This window comes from Streptomyces sp. NPDC092296 (assembly GCF_044755465.1).
Classification (GTDB): domain Bacteria; phylum Actinomycetota; class Actinomycetes; order Streptomycetales; family Streptomycetaceae; genus Peterkaempfera.
Genome location: NZ_JBIVRB010000026.1, coordinates 1 through 16,608, shown reverse-complemented (window position 1 = coordinate 16,608; position 16,608 = coordinate 1). Strand labels below are relative to the sequence as shown.

15 protein-coding genes and 1 pseudogene are annotated in these 16,608 nt (G+C 74.4%); 4 read left to right on the top strand and 12 right to left on the bottom strand.

All coding sequences use genetic code 11. The annotated features are described in order from the left end of the window. The first annotated feature begins 167 nt into the window (after positions 1 to 167). On the top strand, positions 168 to 2,474 hold the full coding sequence (locus ACIQGZ_RS29200) for an AAA family ATPase (RefSeq protein ID WP_402607679.1): 2,307 nt from the start codon (positions 168 to 170) through the stop codon (positions 2,472 to 2,474). A 121-nt stretch (positions 2,475 to 2,595) separates the two neighbouring features. Here the strand turns inward: ACIQGZ_RS29200 and ACIQGZ_RS29195 are convergent, their stop codons facing one another. The 9 genes from ACIQGZ_RS29195 to rimP form a co-directional block, all read right to left on the bottom strand. After that, positions 2,596 to 3,576, bottom strand: coding sequence for a bifunctional riboflavin kinase/FAD synthetase (locus ACIQGZ_RS29195; protein ID WP_402607677.1), 981 nt, complete (start codon positions 3,574 to 3,576; stop codon positions 2,596 to 2,598). A gap of 115 nt (positions 3,577 to 3,691) precedes the next feature. Continuing rightward, the gene (gene truB, locus ACIQGZ_RS29190; protein WP_402607675.1) at positions 3,692 to 4,591 is read right to left on the bottom strand and encodes a tRNA pseudouridine(55) synthase TruB; all 900 of its coding nucleotides are present in this window, start codon (positions 4,589 to 4,591) and stop codon (positions 3,692 to 3,694) included. Between the two features lie 127 nt (positions 4,592 to 4,718). Further along, a complete protein-coding gene (locus tag ACIQGZ_RS29185; protein WP_402607673.1) occupies positions 4,719 to 5,834 on the bottom strand; it encodes a bifunctional oligoribonuclease/PAP phosphatase NrnA in 1,116 nt (371 codons plus the stop codon). 2 nt (positions 5,835 to 5,836) lie between these two features. Further along, the gene (gene rbfA / locus ACIQGZ_RS29180) at positions 5,837 to 6,277 is read right to left on the bottom strand and encodes a 30S ribosome-binding factor RbfA (RefSeq protein ID WP_402607671.1); all 441 of its coding nucleotides are present in this window, start codon (positions 6,275 to 6,277) and stop codon (positions 5,837 to 5,839) included. Between the two features lie 153 nt (positions 6,278 to 6,430). Beyond that, the gene (locus ACIQGZ_RS29175) at positions 6,431 to 6,724 is read right to left on the bottom strand and encodes a DUF503 domain-containing protein (protein ID WP_402607669.1); all 294 of its coding nucleotides are present in this window, start codon (positions 6,722 to 6,724) and stop codon (positions 6,431 to 6,433) included. Between the two features lie 192 nt (positions 6,725 to 6,916). Beyond that, entirely contained in the window at positions 6,917 to 10,078 is a 3,162-nt protein-coding gene (infB, locus tag ACIQGZ_RS29170) for a translation initiation factor IF-2 (RefSeq protein ID WP_402607667.1), read from the bottom strand. Positions 10,079 to 10,285: 207 nt separating this feature from the next. Continuing rightward, positions 10,286 to 10,600, bottom strand: coding sequence for a YlxR family protein (locus tag ACIQGZ_RS29165; protein WP_402607713.1), 315 nt, complete (start codon positions 10,598 to 10,600; stop codon positions 10,286 to 10,288). A 59-nt stretch (positions 10,601 to 10,659) separates the two neighbouring features. Continuing rightward, positions 10,660 to 11,628 (bottom strand): transcription termination factor NusA, encoded by a 969-nt coding sequence (nusA, locus tag ACIQGZ_RS29160; RefSeq protein WP_402607665.1) that lies wholly within the window; start codon positions 11,626 to 11,628, stop codon positions 10,660 to 10,662. Positions 11,629 to 11,630: 2 nt separating this feature from the next. Further along, on the bottom strand, positions 11,631 to 12,167 hold the full coding sequence (rimP, locus tag ACIQGZ_RS29155) for a ribosome maturation factor RimP (RefSeq protein WP_402607663.1): 537 nt from the start codon (positions 12,165 to 12,167) through the stop codon (positions 11,631 to 11,633). 166 nt (positions 12,168 to 12,333) lie between these two features. Between rimP and ACIQGZ_RS29150 the strand changes: the two genes are divergently transcribed. The 3 genes from ACIQGZ_RS29150 (at position 12,334) to ACIQGZ_RS29140 (ending at position 14,596) form a co-directional block, all read left to right on the top strand. Further along, a complete protein-coding gene (locus ACIQGZ_RS29150) occupies positions 12,334 to 12,813 on the top strand; it encodes a hypothetical protein (protein ID WP_402607661.1) in 480 nt (159 codons plus the stop codon). A 281-nt stretch (positions 12,814 to 13,094) separates the two neighbouring features. After that, on the top strand, positions 13,095 to 13,559 hold the full coding sequence (locus ACIQGZ_RS29145; RefSeq protein ID WP_402607659.1) for a ferritin-like domain-containing protein: 465 nt from the start codon (positions 13,095 to 13,097) through the stop codon (positions 13,557 to 13,559). 65 nt (positions 13,560 to 13,624) lie between these two features. Continuing rightward, positions 13,625 to 14,596 (top strand): aminoglycoside phosphotransferase family protein, encoded by a 972-nt coding sequence (locus ACIQGZ_RS29140; protein WP_402607657.1) that lies wholly within the window; start codon positions 13,625 to 13,627, stop codon positions 14,594 to 14,596. A gap of 10 nt (positions 14,597 to 14,606) precedes the next feature. On the opposite strand, the gene ACIQGZ_RS29135 is transcribed toward ACIQGZ_RS29140, so the two are convergent. The 3 genes and pseudogenes from ACIQGZ_RS29135 to ACIQGZ_RS29125 all read right to left on the bottom strand — a co-directional run. Then, positions 14,607 to 15,140 carry a GNAT family N-acetyltransferase gene (locus ACIQGZ_RS29135; protein ID WP_402607655.1) on the bottom strand — a complete coding sequence of 178 codons (534 nt, stop codon included), beginning with the start codon at positions 15,138 to 15,140 and terminating at the stop codon, positions 14,607 to 14,609. Positions 15,141 to 15,381: 241 nt separating this feature from the next. Beyond that, a complete protein-coding gene (locus ACIQGZ_RS29130; protein WP_402607653.1) occupies positions 15,382 to 16,236 on the bottom strand; it encodes a GNAT family N-acetyltransferase in 855 nt (284 codons plus the stop codon). A 221-nt stretch (positions 16,237 to 16,457) separates the two neighbouring features. Continuing rightward, positions 16,458 to 16,608: pseudogene (locus ACIQGZ_RS29125) on the bottom strand (4-hydroxy-3-methylbut-2-en-1-yl diphosphate synthase); the annotation flags it as partial.

The window sequence follows — 16,608 nt, the reverse complement described above, 5'->3', positions numbered from 1 at the left end:
GGGGGCGTGCCGCGACCACCCGGACTATCCCGAGTTGCGGGCTAACTCATAGGCTGGTGCTTCGCGGACGCCCTGACTCTTGACAGGGGAGCGCGTCCGACACGGGGACGACCGGTGGGGTCGAGGCCGATGCGGCTGCCTGCCGGAGCTGAGAGAGGGAGTTCGAGTTGAGCACCGATCGCGACGGCGTCTACGTCGGCGACAACGCGCCGGACGAGGACGAGGAGTGGTCTGACGCGCCCGACTACACTCCCCCGGCCTGGTACACGCAGAACGAATCCCCCGAGGCGCCGGACGCCCAGGCACCGCCCGCACCGCCGGCTCCGCAGCCCGTCTCCAACCCCTTCCCGCCGCAGAGCAGCGGGCCGGACGGGCCGGTCGGCTCCGGTCCCGTGCCGCCGCCCATGCCCGTTCCGCCGGGGCCGATGCCGCAGCAGGCCGGGCCGGTCGGCCCGCAGCCGCCGCACGCCGGACCGCAGCAGCACGCCCCCGGGCCGGGCCCCGAGCAGGCCGGGCCGGGACCGCTCGGCGGCCCGGTGCCACCGCCGCAGGCGGAACCGGAGCCGCAGCAGGTCGGCCTGGATGCCGCCGCCGAGGCGGCCGGGCCGCAGCCGGAGTCCGCCGAGCCGCAGCCCGCACCGTTCACGCCGCAGGCCACGCCGCCGGACGCCGCGCCGCAGCCCGGCCCGCAGCCCGGTCCGCAGTCAGGCCCGCCGCCGGGTCCGCAGTCAGGGCCGCCGCCCGGCCCCGACCCGGCGCAGCAGGGCGCACCCTGGCCGATCGCCGGTGGCCCCGGTCGGCCGTGGGCCCCCGGGCCCGAGCAGTTCCCGCCACCACACCAGGCCCAGCAGGCCCCGCCCCCCGGGCCCGGCCCGCAGCAGGGCGGCCACCCGGCCGCCGGCGCCGCCTGGGGCGCCCCGGGTCCGCAGCAGGGCCCGTACCCGCCGCAGGCACCCCAGCAGCCGGGCCCGTACCCGCCCCAGTTCCCCGGGCCGCCCCAAACCCCCGGCCCGCACTCCCCCGGCCCGGCCCAGCAGCCCGGCCCGCAGCCCCCCGCCGACCCCCGCCAGGGCGGCTGGCCGCACCCCGCCCCGGCCCCGCCGCCGTACCAGCAGCCCGGTCCCGGCGGGGAGCCGCCCGCCGCCTTCCACGGCGGAGGCGCCCCGCAGCGCACCTCGCACGGTGCGCCGCTGGGCTACACCGCCGCCGTGGAGCTCTCCTCGGACCGGCTGCTGCGCCGCCAGCCGCAGGAGCGCCGCCAGCAGTCGCGCTTCAAGTTCGGCGGCAAGGCGGCGGAGGCCGAGCGCCAGCGCAAGCTGGAGGTCATCCGTACGCCGGTGATGAGCTGCTACCGGATCGCGGTGATCAGCCTCAAGGGCGGCGTCGGCAAGACCACGACCACCACCTCGCTGGGCGCCACCCTGGCCACCGAGCGCCAGGACAAGGTCATCGCGATCGACGCCAACCCGGACGCGGGCACCCTGGGCCGCCGGGTGCGCCGCGAGACCGGGGCGACCATCCGCGACCTGGTGACGGCGATCCCGCACCTCAACAGCTATATGGACATCCGCCGGTTCACCTCGCAGGCGCCCTCGGGTCTGGAGATCCTGGCGAACGACGTGGACCCGGCCGTGTCGACCACCTTCAACGACGCCGACTACCGGCAGGTCATCGATGTGCTGGGCCGGCAGTACCCGATCATCCTCACCGACTCGGGCACCGGTCTGCTGTACAGCGCCATGCGCGGCGTGCTGGACCTGGCCGATCAGCTGATCATCGTCTCCACCCCCAGCGTGGACGGTGCGAGCAGCGCCTCCACCACCCTGGACTGGCTCTCCGCGCACGGCTACGCCGATCTGGTGCAGCGCAGCATCACGGTGGTCTCCGGGGTCCGCGAAACCAGCAAGCTGATCAAGATCGAGGACATCGTCGCCCACTTCGAGACCCGCTGCCGGGGCGTGGTCGTGGTGCCGTTCGACGAGCATCTGGCGGCCGGTGCCGAGGTCGACATCTCGATGATGCGGCCCAAGGTACGCGAGGCGTACTTCGACCTGGCCGCGCTGGTCGCGGAGGACTTCCAGCGGGCCCAGCAGGCCGCCGGGGTGTGGCCGCAGCAGGGCTGGCCCGGCCAGCAGCCGCAGCCGGGCTGGGGCCCGCAGCCGGGTCCGCCCCCGCAGCAGGCCGGGCAGCCGTGGGGCGACCCGGGCGCGCCGCAGCAGGGCCAGCCGTGGGGCCCGCCCGGCCGGCAGCAGCCGTACCCGGGCGGCCAGCAGCCCCCGCCCGGCGGCTACGGCTACCCCCAGCAGGCCCCGCAGCAGCAGCCCCAGCCGGCGCCCGGCCACCAGGCACCCGGCCAGCAGCCGATGCCGCCCGGCTGGACCCAGCAGCCCGGCCAGGCCCCGCCGCCGCCCCCGCCGGGGTACGAGGAGCAGCCGCCGCCGGGCTACGGCTATCCGCCGCCCCAGCAGCAGTGACGCCTCAGCAGTGACCCCTCAAGCAGTGACCCCCCAGCAGTGAGCAGCGACGGCCGGGGCCCCGCGACAGCACGTCGCGGGGCCCCGGCCGTCTCCGATCCGGTCAGCGTCAGCGTCAGCGTCAGCGGGGCGGCGTGCCGTCGTCCGTCAGCTCCCGGGCCCGCTTGACGTCGTCGGCCATCCGCTCCAGCAGCGCGTCCACGGTGTCGAACTTCTCCATGCCGCGCAGATAGACCAGGAAGTCCACCGCGACATGCAGCCCGTACAGGTCCAGCCCGACCCGGTCGATGGCGTACGCCTCCACCGTGCGCGCGGTGCCGTCGAAGGTCGGGTTGGTGCCGATCGAGATCGCGGCGGGCATCCGCTCCCCCGCGATCGGCAGCGGCCCGTCCCCGACGACGGTGAGCCAGCCCGCGTACACCCCGTCGACCGGGACGGCGGTGTGCGGCAGGATCTCCACATTGGCCGTGGGGTAGCCCAGTTCGCGGCCGCGCTGGGCGCCGCGCACCACCACGCCCTCCACCCGGTGCGGGCGGCCCAGCACCTCGGCGGCGCCGGGCATGTCGCCCTCGGCGATCAGCCGCCGGGCCAGGGTGGAGGAGCAGGGCTCATCGCCGCCGACCTCGTTGCGCACGAACAGGTCCACGACCTCGGTGTCGAAGTCGTGCACCCGGCCCAGCTCCGCGAGCAGCGCCACATCGCCGGCCGCCTTGTGGCCGAAGGTGAAGTTGGGGCCCTCGACGACGGCCTGGGCGTGCAGCGCGTCGACCAGCACCTGCTTGACGAAGTCCGCCGGGGCCTGCTGGGAGAACTCCTGGGTGAACGGCAGGATCAGCACCGCGTCCACGCCCAGCTCGCCCATCAGCTCCGCCCGCCGGTGCGGCGGGGCCAGCAGCGGCGGGTGGCTGCCGGGGCGGACCACCTCGCTCGGGTGCGGGTCGAAGAAGACGACCACCGAGGCGGCGCCCAGTTCACGGGCGCGCTCCACGGCCCGGCCGATGATCAGCTGGTGCCCCCGGTGCACTCCGTCGAACGATCCGATGGTGACGACGGAGCGCCCCCAGCTGTCGGGGACTTCCTCCAGGCCACGCCAGCGCTGCACCCTGACCGCTCCTTGTCCGCACACTCGCTACACTCGCTCGCCGATCTACGCCTATAGCCTGCCATGCCCGCCCGCCGGGCTCCGCACCGGAATGCCGTCCGCCCCCGGTGGCGGCTCAGGCGAAGACGGCCAGCGGACGCGCCTGGCCGTGCTTCTCCTCCACCAGGGCGAGGAAGCGGTCCTCGGGGCCGAAGACGGCGACCGGCCCCGGCGCGAGCCCGGGGGACTTCAGCCGCACGCCGTTGACCAGCAGCCGCGCCTGGTCCGCGTCGACGTCCCAGCGGGGGAAGGCCGCGGCGGCGGCCGCGCCGAGCGGCAGCGTGCCGAAGGACTCCTCCAGCTGCTCCAGGGTGTGCGCCTGCTGCACCGTGTACGGGCCGACCCGGGTGCGCCGCAGAGCGGTGAGGTGGCCGCCGACCCCGAGGCCGGCGCCCAGGTCGCGGGCCAGCGCGCGGATGTAGGTACCGGAGGAGCACTCCACGGTGACGTCGAGATCGATCAGCGGGGTGCCGTCCTCGGCCACGGCGGCGCGCTGCGCATGCACGGTGAAGGTGGCGACGGTGACCGGCCGCGCCTTCAGTTCGACCTCCGCGCCCTCCCGGACCAGGGCGTAGGACCGCTTGCCGTCGACCTTGATCGCGCTGACCTTCGACGGGGTCTGGAGGATGTCGCCGGTGAGCGCGGTGACGCCCTTGGCGATCGCCTCCGGGGTAACGCCGTCGGTGGAGACGGTGGCGGTGGGCTCGCCTTCGGCGTCGTCGGTGACGGTGGTCTGGCCCAGCCGGATGGTGGCCTCGTACGTCTTGTCGGTGAGCATCAGATGGCCGAGCAGCCGGGTGGCCTTCTCCACGCCGATGACCAGCACTCCGGTGGCCATCGGGTCGAGGGTGCCGGCGTGGCCGACCTTGCGGGTGCCCGCGAGGCGGCGTATCCGGGCGACCACGCCGTGGGAGGTGATGCCGGCGGGCTTGTCGACGATGACCAGGCCGTCGGGGCCGGTTCCCTTGCGCTTCATGGGTGGTGGCGGCGCGTCCCGTACGGGGGGTGCGCCATTCCTTTCGGGTGTGCTCGGGTACTCGGTGTTCTGGGGATTCGGTGTTCTGGGGACTCGGTGTTCTGGGGACTCGGGGTTCTGGGGAGGCTCAGGCGGACGGCCGCAGGGCCCGGCGGAAGCGGTCCAGCGTCTCCTGGACGCCGAGGGCGGAGGTGAAGCCGGCAGCGTACACATGGCCGCCGCCGCCGAGCGCCGCGCAGGCGGCGGCCACGTCGACCGCGCCCTTGGCCCGGGAGGAGCCGCGCAGGGCACCGTCCGGGTCCTGCTTGAGCACCAGGGCGACCTCGGCCTCGGCGGTGCGCCGGACGACGTCGATCAGGCCCTCGATCTCCTCGACGGTGACGCCGTGGGCGGCCAGGTCCGCGTACGGCACCCAGGTCCACACCAGACCGAGGCCGCCGACGGCGGTGCGGTCCAGCTCGGCGCGGGCCAGCGCGGCCGACAGCACCTTGAGGTAGCCGAACGAGGAGGTGTCCCACAGGGTGCGGGAGATCAGGTCCTGCCGGATGCCGGTGGCCAGCAGCCGCGCGGCGAACTCATGGGTGGCCGCCGTGGTGGCCCGGTACTTGAAGGAGCCGGTGTCGGTGGCCACGCCGGTGTACAGGCAGGCCGCGATCGACTGGTCCAGCGGTACGCCGAGCCGCCGCAGCAGCTCGTCCACCAGGACGGCGGTGGCGGGCGCGGCCGGGTCGACCAGCGGGTGGGTGCCGAAGCCGGTGTTGGAGGCGTGGTGGTCGACGACCACCAGGGCGCGGGCGGCGAGCGCCTTCTCCCGGAGCAGGCCGAGCCGGCTCTCGGCGGCGACGTCGAAGGTGAGCACCAGCTCCGGTCGGTCCGGCACCTCGGCCACCGGTACCAGCAGCTCCTGGCCGGGCAGGAAGGCCAGCGAGGCGGGCACCACCTGCGGGTCGTCACCGAAGGAGACCCGCACCCGGTGGCCCAGCGAGCGCAGCGCCAGCCCGGCGGCCAGCGCCGAGCCCAGTGCGTCGCCGTCGGGGCAGACATGGCAGACCAGGTCGATCTCACGGGCGCCGGCGATCAGCGCCAGCACCTCGGCCCACTCCCGGTCACCGGGGGCCGGCGCGGCGAACCTCGGCCCCGGCAGCGCCGTGCCGGGCGGCTCGCCCCCGGGGACGGCAGGGGCACCCCCCGCCGTACTGGCGGAGGGTGCCCCGGTGGCGGCCCCGGCGGGCTCGCCCGCCATGGCTAGGCGTCCTCGTCTTCTGCGTCGTCGGCGCTGCGGTACGGGTCCGCGTCACCGGCGTAGCTGGCGCCGGCGGCGGCGGTGCGCACCTGGGCGTCGGAGATCCGGGCCCGGTCCAGCAGCTCGTCGATGTGGCGGGCGTTGTCCGGGACGGCGTCCGCGACGAACGTCAGGGACGGGGTGAAGCGCACCCCGGTCTGCCGTCCGACCTCGGAGCGCAGGATGCCCTTGGCGCTCTCCAGCGCGGCCGCCGTGGCGGTCTGCTCGGTCTCGTCGCCGTAGACCGTGTAGAAGACGGTGGCCTCCCGGAGGTCTCCGGTGACCCGGGTGTCGGTGATGGTCACGAAGCCCAGGCGAGGATCCTTGATCCGCCGCTCCAGGGTCTCCGCGACGACCACCTGGATGCGGTCGGCGAGCTTGCGCGCCCTCGCGGTGTCGGTCACGTGTCCTCCTCGTGCTGTGGGCGCGGTACCGGTCGGCGCGGTGGCCGACCGGGTTCCGTCGGGGCCCGTGCCCCAACGTACCGGCCCGCGCCCGCAACCGTGGGGCGCGTTCGGTCATCGCGGGTGTGACGGCGGCGACTGCCGCCGCACCCCTCAATCGTCATCGCCGTGGAACCGCCTCCGGACGGAGAGCAGTTCCACCTCGGGGCGGCCGGCGACCAGCCGCTCGCAGCCGTCCAGGATCTCCCCGATGTGCCCGGCGTCGCCGGACACCACCGCGCAGCCGATCTCGGCCCTGCGGTGCAGCTGCTGATTGCCGACCTCGGCCGCGCTGACGCCGTACTTGCGCACCAGCTCGGCCACGATCGGCCGCACGATCGAGCGCTTCTCCTTCAGCGAGTGGACGTCGCCGAGGAGCAGGTCGAAGGTGAGTGTTCCCACGAACATGTGTGACAGGCCAAGCCGGCCTGGGGGCCTCGTAGGGCAGCCCCGAACTGGGGCTTTCGTACGACGAACCGTACACAGCGCGCCCGGGGCCGGTCGACGGATTTCGGGAGACCCCGTCCTCCGCCGCCCGGCCCCGGACTACCGGCCGACCGCGCCCCGCGTCTCACGGGGTGCGGCCGGCCGGGGCCGCGCTCAGGCGCGCGGCTTCTCGCGCATCTCGAACGTCTCGATGACGTCGTCGACCTTGATGTCGTTGAACGACCCCAGGGTCACACCGGCCTCGAAGCCCTCGCGCACCTCGGTCGCGTCGTCCTTGAAGCGACGCAGGCCCTCGATGGTGAGGTTCTCCGCCACCACGGCGCCGTCCCGGATGAGGCGGGCCTTGGCGTTGCGGCGGAGCAGGCCCTCGCGGACCAGGACACCGGCGATGTTGCCGAACTTGGAGGAGCGGAAGACCTCGCGGATCTCCGCGGAGCCCAGGCGGACCTCCTCGTACTCCGGCTTGAGCATGCCCTTGAGGGCCGCCTCGATCTCCTCGATCGCCTGGTAGATGACCGAGTAGTAGCGGATGTCGACGCCCTCGCGGTCGGCTGCGGTACGCGCACGGCCTTCGGCCCGCACGTTGAAGCCGATGATGATGGCGTCCGAGCCCATCGCCAGGTCCACGTCGGACTCGGTGATCGCACCCACACCACGGTGCAGGATGCGCAGCTCGACCTCGTCGCCGACGTCCAGCTTGACCAGCGCGTCCTCCAGGGCCTCCACCGAACCGGAGACATCGCCCTTGATGATGAGGTTGAGCTGCTCGATGGAGCCGGCCGCGATGGCCTTGTCCAGGTCCTCCAGGGAGATCCGGACGCGGCGCTGCGCGAAGGCGGCGTTGCGCTCGCGGGCCGCCCGCTTCTCGGCGATCTGCCGAGCGGTGCGGTCCTCGTCGACGACGATGAAGTTGTCGCCGGCGCGGGGCACCGAGGTGAGGCCGAGCACCATCACCGGACGGGACGGGCCCGCCTCGGAGACGTTGTTGCCGTTCTCGTCCAGCATCGCCCGGACGCGGCCGTACGCGTCGCCGACGACCATGGAGTCACCGACCCGCAGGGTGCCGCGCTGGACCAGGACGGTCGCCATGGCGCCGCGGCCCTTGTCCAGGTGGGCCTCGATCGCGATGCCCTGGGCGTCCTGCTCCGGGTTGGCGCGCAGGTCGAGCGAGGCGTCGGCGGTGAGGATCACGGCCTCCAGCAGGGAGTCGATGTGCAGACCCTGCTTGGCGGAGATGTCGACGAACATGGTGTCGCCGCCGTACTCCTCGGCCACCAGGCCGAACTCGGTCAGCTGACCGCGGACCTTGGTCGGGTCGGCGCCCTCGACGTCGATCTTGTTGACCGCGACCACGATCGGCACCCCGGCGGCCTTGGCGTGGTTGAGCGCCTCGACCGTCTGCGGCATGACGCCGTCGTTGGCCGCCACCACCAGGATCGCGATGTCGGTGGACTTGGCACCACGGGCACGCATGGCGGTGAACGCCTCGTGACCGGGGGTGTCGATGAAGGTGATCGGACGCTCTTCGCCGTTCACCTCCGCAACCACCTGGTACGCACCGATGTGCTGGGTGATGCCGCCGGCCTCGCCCGCGACCACGTTGGACTTCCGGATGGCGTCCAGCAGTCGGGTCTTACCGTGGTCGACGTGGCCCATGACGGTGACCACCGGCGGCCGGATGGCCAGGTCGTCCTCGTCGCCCTCGTCCTCGCCGAACTCGATGTCGAAGGACTCCAGCAGCTCGCGGTCCTCGTCCTCCGGGCTGACGATCTCCAGGACGAAGCCCATCTCCTCGGCGAGGAGGCGCAGCGTCTCGTCGGAGACCGACTGGGTCGCGGTGACCATCTCACCCAGGTTGAACATCACCGACACGAGCGCCGCCGGGTTGGCGTTGATCTTGTCCGCGAAGTCCGTCAGCGAGGCACCGCGCGACAGGCGCACGGTCTGGCCGTTGCCCCTCGGCAGCATGACGCCGCCGATGGACGGGGCCTGCATGGCCTCGTACTCCTGACGCCGCTGCCGCTTCGACTTGCGACCGCGCGCCGGGCGACCGCCCGGACCGCGACCGAAGGCGCCCTGCGTTCCGCCACGGCCACCCGGGCCGCCGGGTCGCCCGCCGAAACCGCCGGGACGGGGACCGAAGCCGCCGCCACCGCCGCCGCCACCGGGACGCGGGCCGCCGAAGCCGCCGCCCGTACCGGGACGACCGGCACCGCCGCCGCCACCGCCGGGACGGCCGGCGAAGCCGCCGCCACCACCGGGACGACCGCCCGGACCGCCGGGACGACCGCCCGGACCGCCGGGACCACGGCCGCCGGGGCCGGGACGGGGGCCGGCAGCGGGACGCTGCGGCATCATGCCGGGGTTGGGACGCGGCATTCCGCTCGGCGTGGGACGCGGGCCCTGCGGCCGCGGCATCCCGCCGGGGGACGGAGCGCCGCCCGGACGCGGAGCACCCGCGCCGGGACCGCCGGGACGGGGGGCGCCACCGGCGCCCGGACCGCCCGGACGCGGGCCGCCGGGACGCGGAGCGCCCTGACCACCCGGACGGGGAGCACCACCGGTGCCACCGGGACGCGGAGCGCCACCGGCACCCGGACCGCCCGGACGCGGAGCGCCCTGGCCGCCCGGACGCGGCGCGCCGCCCTGGGCACCGCCCTGGCGGCGGTCGCCGCCCGGCCGGGCCATGCCGGTGTTGCTGGAGGTGAACGGGTTGTTGCCCGGACGCGGACCCGAGGGACGCGGACCGGGACGGGCACCGCCGGGACGCGGCGCGTCGCCGCGCGGCGCCTCGGTGCGCGGCTGCTGCGGGGCAGCGGCCGGACGGGCGGCGGGAGCCTCGGCCTGCGCGGCGGGAGCCGCAGGGGCCTCGGCGGCCGGCTGGGGCTGCGCCGGAGCCGGCGAGGAGAACTCGGCGGCGGGCGCCGCCGGGGCGGCCGGACGGGCCGGCGTCGGACGCGGGCCCGGCGCGGCGGCCGGACGCGGACCGGGGGCGGCAGCCGCCGGGCGCGGGCCGGGCGCGGGGGCACCGGCAGCGGGACGCGGCGCGGGCCTCGGGCCCGGCGCGGGGGCGGGACGAGCCGCACCGGCGTCACCGGACGGCTGGGGCGCCGCGGGCTTCCGCGGGCCAGGCTTGGCGGAGGACCGGCCGGAGCCGCCCCCCTGGAAAGCATCAGTCAACTTACGAACGACCGGCGCCTCGATAGTCGAGGACGCCGAGCGGACGAACTCACCCAGCTCGGTGAGCTTGGCCATGACGACCTTGCTCTCCACGCCGAGTTCCTTGGCGAGTTCGTATACCCGGACCTTAGCCACTTCGCTCCTTCTGGTCCGGGGTGGTCGTCCGCCGGACCGTTGCTACTTCATGGGCGTACTCATCGCGTACTCATCGAGTGCTCATCGCAATCTCGACCTACTTCCATCTCGCGAGGTACCTGGTGTCGGCGCATGCACAACCGTGCAGGCGCACCGTGCTCCGTACAGCGAACTCCCCCGCACTCGGCGGGGGTGGTGCGGTACCGCTCAGCGGCGGTCTTCCCGCTCCTCGACCCTGCGCCGCTCCGCGGCGTGCTCTTCCACGAAGGTGCGAAGCACCTCGGTGTCGAGCGCCTCCCGCAGGCGGAAGGCCCGCGGGAAGGCCCGGCGGCGAACCGCGAGGTCGAGGCAGCCCGGGTCGGGGTGCAGATGCGCTCCTCGGCCGGGCAGCGTGCCGCGGGGGTCGGGGACGCAGGCGCCCTCCACCGCCACCACACGCAGCAGGTCGTGCTTGGCCGTCCGCTTGCGGCAACCCACGCAGGTGCGTTCAGGGCATACACGGGCACGCGTCCGGCCAGACACGTCCAAGTCTACCCCTCCATGGGTACTTCCCGCGGCCCGGTGATTCCGAGCGCGGGCCACTACTGCTCGGTGTCGGGGCGGATGTCGATCCGCCATCCGGTCAGCCGAGCCGCCAGACGGGCGTTCTGCCCCTCCTTGCCGATGGCCAGCGACAGCTGGTAATCGGGCACGATCACCCGTGCGGACCGCTGCATGAGGTCCACGATCTCCACCTTGGTCACCCGGGCGGGCGACAGGGCGTTGGCCACCATCTGCGCCGGGTCGTCCGACCAGTCCACGATGTCGATCTTCTCGCCGTGCAGCTCGGCCATCACGCTGCGCACCCGGGCGCCCATCGGGCCGATGCAGGCGCCCTTGGCGTTCAGCCCCTGCCGGTGCGACCGCACTGCGATCTTGCTGCGGTGGCCGGCCTCCCGGGCGATGGCGGTGATCTCCACCGCGCCGTCCGCGATCTCCGGGACCTCCAGCGCGAAGAGCTTCTTCACCAGGCTCGGGTGGGTCCGCGACAGCGTCACCGACGGCCCCCGCACGCCCCGCCGCACCGCGACCACGTACGACCGCAGCCGGGTGCCGTGCTTGTAGTCCTCGCCCGGCACCTGCTCCTGCGGCGGCAGGATCGCCTCCAGCTTGCCGATGTCCACCAGCACGCTCTTGGGGTCGTTGCCCTGCTGCACCACGCCGGTCACGATGTCGCCCTCGTGTCCGGCGTACTCGCCGAAGGTGCGCTCCTCCTCCGCGTCCCGCAGCCGCTGCAGGATGACCTGCTTGGCCGTGGTGGCCGCGATCCGGCCGAAGCCGCTCGGGGTGTCGTCGAACTCCCGGGGCTCCCCGGCCTCGTCCGCCTCCTCCAGCGCCCACACCGTCACATGGCCGGTCTTCCGGTCCAGCTCGACCCGCGCCTTGCCGCGCGAGCCCTCCGTGCGGTGGTAGGCGATGAGGAGGGCAGACTCGATCGCCTCGACCAGCAGGTCGAACGAGATCTCCTTCTCACGCACCAGCCCGCGCAGGGCACTCATGTCGATGTCCACGGCTACGCCTCCTCCTTGTCCTCGTCGTCCCCCTCGTCGGAGGCGTCCTCGTCGTCCTTGTCCTTGCGGCTGAACTCCACCTGCACCTGGGCCCTGGCGATCTCCAGGTACGCCAACCGGCGCTCGGTGGCCTTGCCACGGCCCTTCACGGGCGGCACCTCCACGGTGGCGCCCTCGTCGTCGACGGCCAGAATCCGGCCCACGACCTCGCCGCCCGCGACCAGCTGCGCCTTCACCAGGCGCCCCTCGGCCCGGCGCCAGTGGCGGGGCTCGGTCAGCGGCCGGTCGACCCCGGGGGAGCCGACTTCCAGCACGTACGGGGCACCGCCCATGGCATCCGCGTCGTCCAGCGCCTGGCCGATCTCCCGGCTCAACTCCGCGACCACGTCCAGCTCGACGCCGCCGTCGGCGTCCACGACCACCTGGAGCTGCCGGCGCCGACCCGCCTGGGTCACCCGGATCTCCTCCAGGTCCAGCCCCGCCCCGGCGGTCAGCGGTTCCAGCAGGGCACGCAGCCGATCGTTCTGGTTGGTGCTCATCCGGGTGACTCCTCGGCCGCGTCTGCTGTTGTCTGGAATGCCGTGCAAAGCCTATCCGGTCAGACAGCCAACTGCCGATTCCGGCTGCCCGACCCCCGGTGTCGGGCCCCCGTCCGGTACCCGATACCTTCCGTGCCGCAGACCTCTACTCAGCGGGAGCGTGTCGATGCAGTCCCCCGGGCAGCCCTCCAGGCGGCGGCTCCTGGCCGCCGGCAGCCTCGCCGGAGCGTCCCTCGCCCTCGCCGCCTGCACGGACGGTACCCCGGCCCCCCGGCCGACCCCCAGCAAGCCGGACCCGGACGCGGCCATCCGCCGCAGCGCCGCCGACGCCACCACCGCGCTGATCGCCGCCTACGACGCGGCCATCGCGGCCCACCCCAAGCTGGCCGGCCGGCTCGGCCCGCTCCGCGCCCACCTGGTCCAGCACCGCGCCGCCCTCGGCACCGCGACCCCGCCGACCACCCCGGCCCCCGCCGTGCCCACCCCCACCGGCCAGGCCGCCACCCTCACCGCCCTGGCCGCCGCCGAGCGCCGCACCGCCGCCACCCGCACGGCCGCGCTCCCCGGCGCCTCCCCCGAACTCGCCCGCCTCCTCGCCTCCATCGCCGCCTCCGGCGCCGTCCACGCCCTCCACCTCACCAACTGACCCCCACCCCCACCAAGCCGCACCAACCCACCAGCACCAGCCCCGCACGGACCTCCCTCCCCCCTCCGGGCGGAAGGGTGGCGGACGGGGAGGGGTGGGGGTCCCGGGCACTAAGGAGGATCGACGTCGGAGCGCCGACCGCGAGGAACGAGTGGTCGGCGGGCCGACAAGACCGGACGCCCGGGACCCCCACCCCGGACCGGCCGACACCCGCACCCACCCACACACCCCCACCCACGGCCCACCACGCCCCGCCAAAACCCCACGACCCGGAAGCCCCCGTGACCACTCCCACCCCCTCCCCCCTACTGGCCGCCCTCCAGGCGGCCCTGGCCGCCGAACACGCCACCGTCTACGGCTACGGCGTCGTCGGCGCCCACCTCGACGGCAGCCGCCTCACCGCAGCCCGCGCCGCCTTCGCCACCCACCAGGCCCACCGCGACACCCTGCAACGCGAACTCACCGACCGCCACGCCACCCCGGTCGCCGCCGCCCCCGGCTATGAACTCCCCTTCCCGGTCACCGACGCCGCCTCCGCCGTCAAGCTCGCCGCCCTGCTGGAGCAGCGACTGACCGCCGTCCACGCCGACCTGGTGACCGCCGCCACCGGACAACTCCGCCGCACCGCCGCCGACGCCCTCCGCGAAGCCGCCGTACGAGCCGCCCGCTGGCACGCCCCGGACACCGCCTTCCCCGGCCTCCCCGAACGCACCGCAACCTCCCTCTCCCCCACACCCACCCCCTGACCACCCCACCAGCCCCCTCCCCGGTCGCGCCCATCCCCGACAATGAGCACGACGAGAGGGAACCCATGCCGACCGACCCCAGCACCCCCCACCCCCCGCCCGCCGGCGTCACCATCCCCGAGCGTCTGGACCGCACCCTCCGCGCCTGGGAGGGCGAACAGGGCGCCACCTGGCTCGCCGAACTGCCGTCACTGGTCGCCCGCTACCTGGACCGCTGGCACCTCACCGCCGAACGCTCCGTGGAACCCGGCGGCCAGATCAGCCTGGTGGTGTACGTACGCCGCGCCGACGGCACCCCGGCCGCCCTGAAGGCCGGTCTGGTGACCGATGAGACGGCCGACGAGCCCGCCGCGCTGGCCCACTGGAACGGCCGCGGCGCCGTACGACTGCTGGAGGCCGACCCCCCGCAGGGCGTACTGCTCCTGGAGCGGCTGCGCGGCAGCATCTCACTGCGCTCCCTCCGCGAGGACAAGGCCATGCTGGAGGCGGCCGGCATCCTGCAACGGCTCTGGGTCCCGCCCGCGCCCGACCACTCCTTCCGGACGGTCGCCGGCTACGCCGGCCACCTCTGCGACCTGCTGCGCACCCGCCGTACGCCGGCCCCCACCGCCACGCCCGCCGTCGCCGCCGCCACCACGGCCGCCCGCCCGCTGATCGACGAGGCGCTGGAGACGGCGGCCGCGCTGCTCGCCTCCGAGCCGGAGCAACTGCTGCTGCACGGCGACTTCCACCACGGCAATGTGCTGGTCGCCGAGCGGTCGCCGTGGCTGGCGATCGACCCCAAGCCGCTGGTCGGTGAGCGCGCGTACGACCTGGCGTGGCTGGCCCAGGACCGGATGGACACCCTGCTGGGCTCGCCCGGTCCGGAGGCCGCGATCCGCCGCCGCCTGAACCGGCTGGCCGACTCGCTGGAGGTCGACCGGGAGCGGCTGCACGGCTGGACGCTCTTCCGGACGGTCGAGGCCGGCGTCTGGTCGCTCAGCGTGGGCGCCACCGGCCCGGCCGAGCTCTACCTGGAGTTCGCAAGCCGACTGTGAACGCCGACGGTCACCGCCGCCGCAGCGGCAGATCGGCCCCCATCACGGCGTACGGCCGGTCGGTGTTGGGGAAGAGCACCGGCCGGGCCAGGTCGGCGTATCCGAGGCCCCGGTAGAGCCTGCGGGCCGGTGTCTCCTCGTCGATCGCGGAGAGGATGGAGCGCGGCAGCCCGGAGCGCTCGCACAGCTCGCTGATCATCGTCCGGCCCAGCCCGCGCCCCTGGTGGGCCGGGAGTACGTGCAGCTCGGTGACCGCGAAGGAGTCGTCCAGCCAGCGGCCGTTGCCGGTGGCCTCCAGGTAGGGCTGGATGACGGTGCTCCACCAGTGGCCACGGTGGTTGGGCATCCCGTACCCGAAGCCGACCAGCCGCCGGCCGTGCAGCGCGCCCAGTGCGATGACGCCCGGGTACTCGGCGTGGCGGGTGACGATCTGGAGGCGGACCGCGACCTCCTCGTCGGTCAGCCCGAAGGCGAGGGCCTGCACCGCGAGCGCCTCCTCGGCGCGGGCGGCGAGGTCGATGGGCTCGATCGTCACGTCGTCCATGGCCGGGGACGTTACCGCTGGATCGCCCGCGCGTCGCAGACTCGCCAGGAATCGCCCGGCCTTGCCCGGTACCCGCACCACCCCCGCACCCCTTCTGCCCGGACCGGACCCCACCCCGCCTGCAACCGCCCGGAACCTGAACCCTCCAGCGCCTGAACCGCCCAGCCCTGCAACCATCCAAGACCCCGAACCGCCCAAGACCCCGAACCGCCCAAACCGGAACCGCCCAGCACCTGAACCCTCAGAACAGGACGCTCATGAACGCCCCGACCTCCTGGAACCCGACCCGCCGATAGGCGGCCCGAGCCGGCAGGTTGAAATCGTTCACATAGAGGCTGGCCACCGGCGCGACCTCGCGCAGCGCATACCCGACCACCGCCGCCATACCGGTCTCGGAGAGCCCCTGCCCGCGCCGGTCGGGCGCCACCCAGACGCCCTGGATCTGGCAGGCCCGGTCGGTGACGGCCCCGATCTCGGCCTTGAAGACGACCCGGCCGTCCTCGAAGCGGGCGAAGGCCCGGCCGCCGGTGACCAGTTCGGCGACCCGGGCGCGGTAGAGGAGACCGCCGTCCCCGGCCATCGGGGAGACCCCGACCTCCTCGGTGAACATCGCCACGCAGGCCGGCATCAGCAATTCGATCTCGTCCCGCCGCACCCGCCGCACCCGCGCGTCGGCGGTGACCGCGGCGGGCGGCGCGGTGATGGTCATCAGCGGCTGGTGGGGGCGTACCTCGCGGGGCGGGCCCCAGCTGGGTTCCAGCAGCGCCCACAGCTGGGCGGTGGCTTCGGCGGGGCCGACGATGGAGGAGCAGCGGCGCCCCTGGCGGCGGGCCCGCCCGGCGAAGGACGCCACGGCGTCGGGGCCGGCGCCGACCGGGACCAGGTTGGCCCCGGCGTAACAGAGCGCGTCCAGCAGTCCGTTCTCGTTGTACCAGCCCCACATCTCGCCGCCGAGCCGCCAGGGGTCGAGGCCCGCCACGTGCACCCGGGCCGCCACAAAGGCGTTGGCCACCGGGTCGCGGTCGAGTACGTCGAGGGCGTCCTCAAGGTCTGGTGCCTCAAGGACGCGGGTGGTCGATACCGAACTTCCCAGCATCTGCGCGCCTCACCATGCAGTCGGGCCGCTCACGCCGCCACCCCGGGGGACCGGCCCCGCCGGAGCGGGGCCCGACTCCGAGGGTACGGGCGCTGCGGACCGCACCCTACCCCGCAGCCCCGGAAACCCGCGCGGGGACGCCCCGCCACCGGCCGGGCCCCGGAGCGGTCCCACTCCGGGACCGCTCCGGAACCGCCCGGGGACCGCTGCGGAACTACCGGTCAGCCGACGGGGGTGACGACGGGTTCGCCCTGCTCCTCCATGTCCTCGGCCAGCTTCAGCGCCTCTTCGATCAGCGTCTCCACGATCTTCGACTCCGGCACGGTCTTGACCACCTCGCCCTTGACGAAGATCTGCCCCTTGCCGTTGCCC

Bases quoted from the DNA above. Each gene is read 5' to 3' on its own strand.
- ACIQGZ_RS29185 (WP_402607673.1), bottom strand. From the start codon at position 5,834: ATGGCGGGCGAGCCCGCCGGGGCCGCCACCGGGGCACCCTCCGCCAGT.
- ACIQGZ_RS29140 (WP_402607657.1), top strand. From the start codon at position 13,625: ATGCCGACCGACCCCAGCACCCCCCACCCCCCGCCCGCCGGCGTCACC.
- ACIQGZ_RS29175 (WP_402607669.1), bottom strand. From the start codon at position 6,724: ATGTTCGTGGGAACACTCACCTTCGACCTGCTCCTCGGCGACGTCCAC.
- truB (WP_402607675.1), bottom strand. From the start codon at position 4,591: ATGAAGCGCAAGGGAACCGGCCCCGACGGCCTGGTCATCGTCGACAAG.
- ACIQGZ_RS29135 (WP_402607655.1), bottom strand. From the start codon at position 15,140: ATGGACGACGTGACGATCGAGCCCATCGACCTCGCCGCCCGCGCCGAG.
- ACIQGZ_RS29150 (WP_402607661.1), top strand. From the start codon at position 12,334: ATGCAGTCCCCCGGGCAGCCCTCCAGGCGGCGGCTCCTGGCCGCCGGC.
- ACIQGZ_RS29130 (WP_402607653.1), bottom strand. From the start codon at position 16,236: ATGCTGGGAAGTTCGGTATCGACCACCCGCGTCCTTGAGGCACCAGAC.
- rimP (WP_402607663.1), bottom strand. From the start codon at position 12,167: ATGAGCACCAACCAGAACGATCGGCTGCGTGCCCTGCTGGAACCGCTG.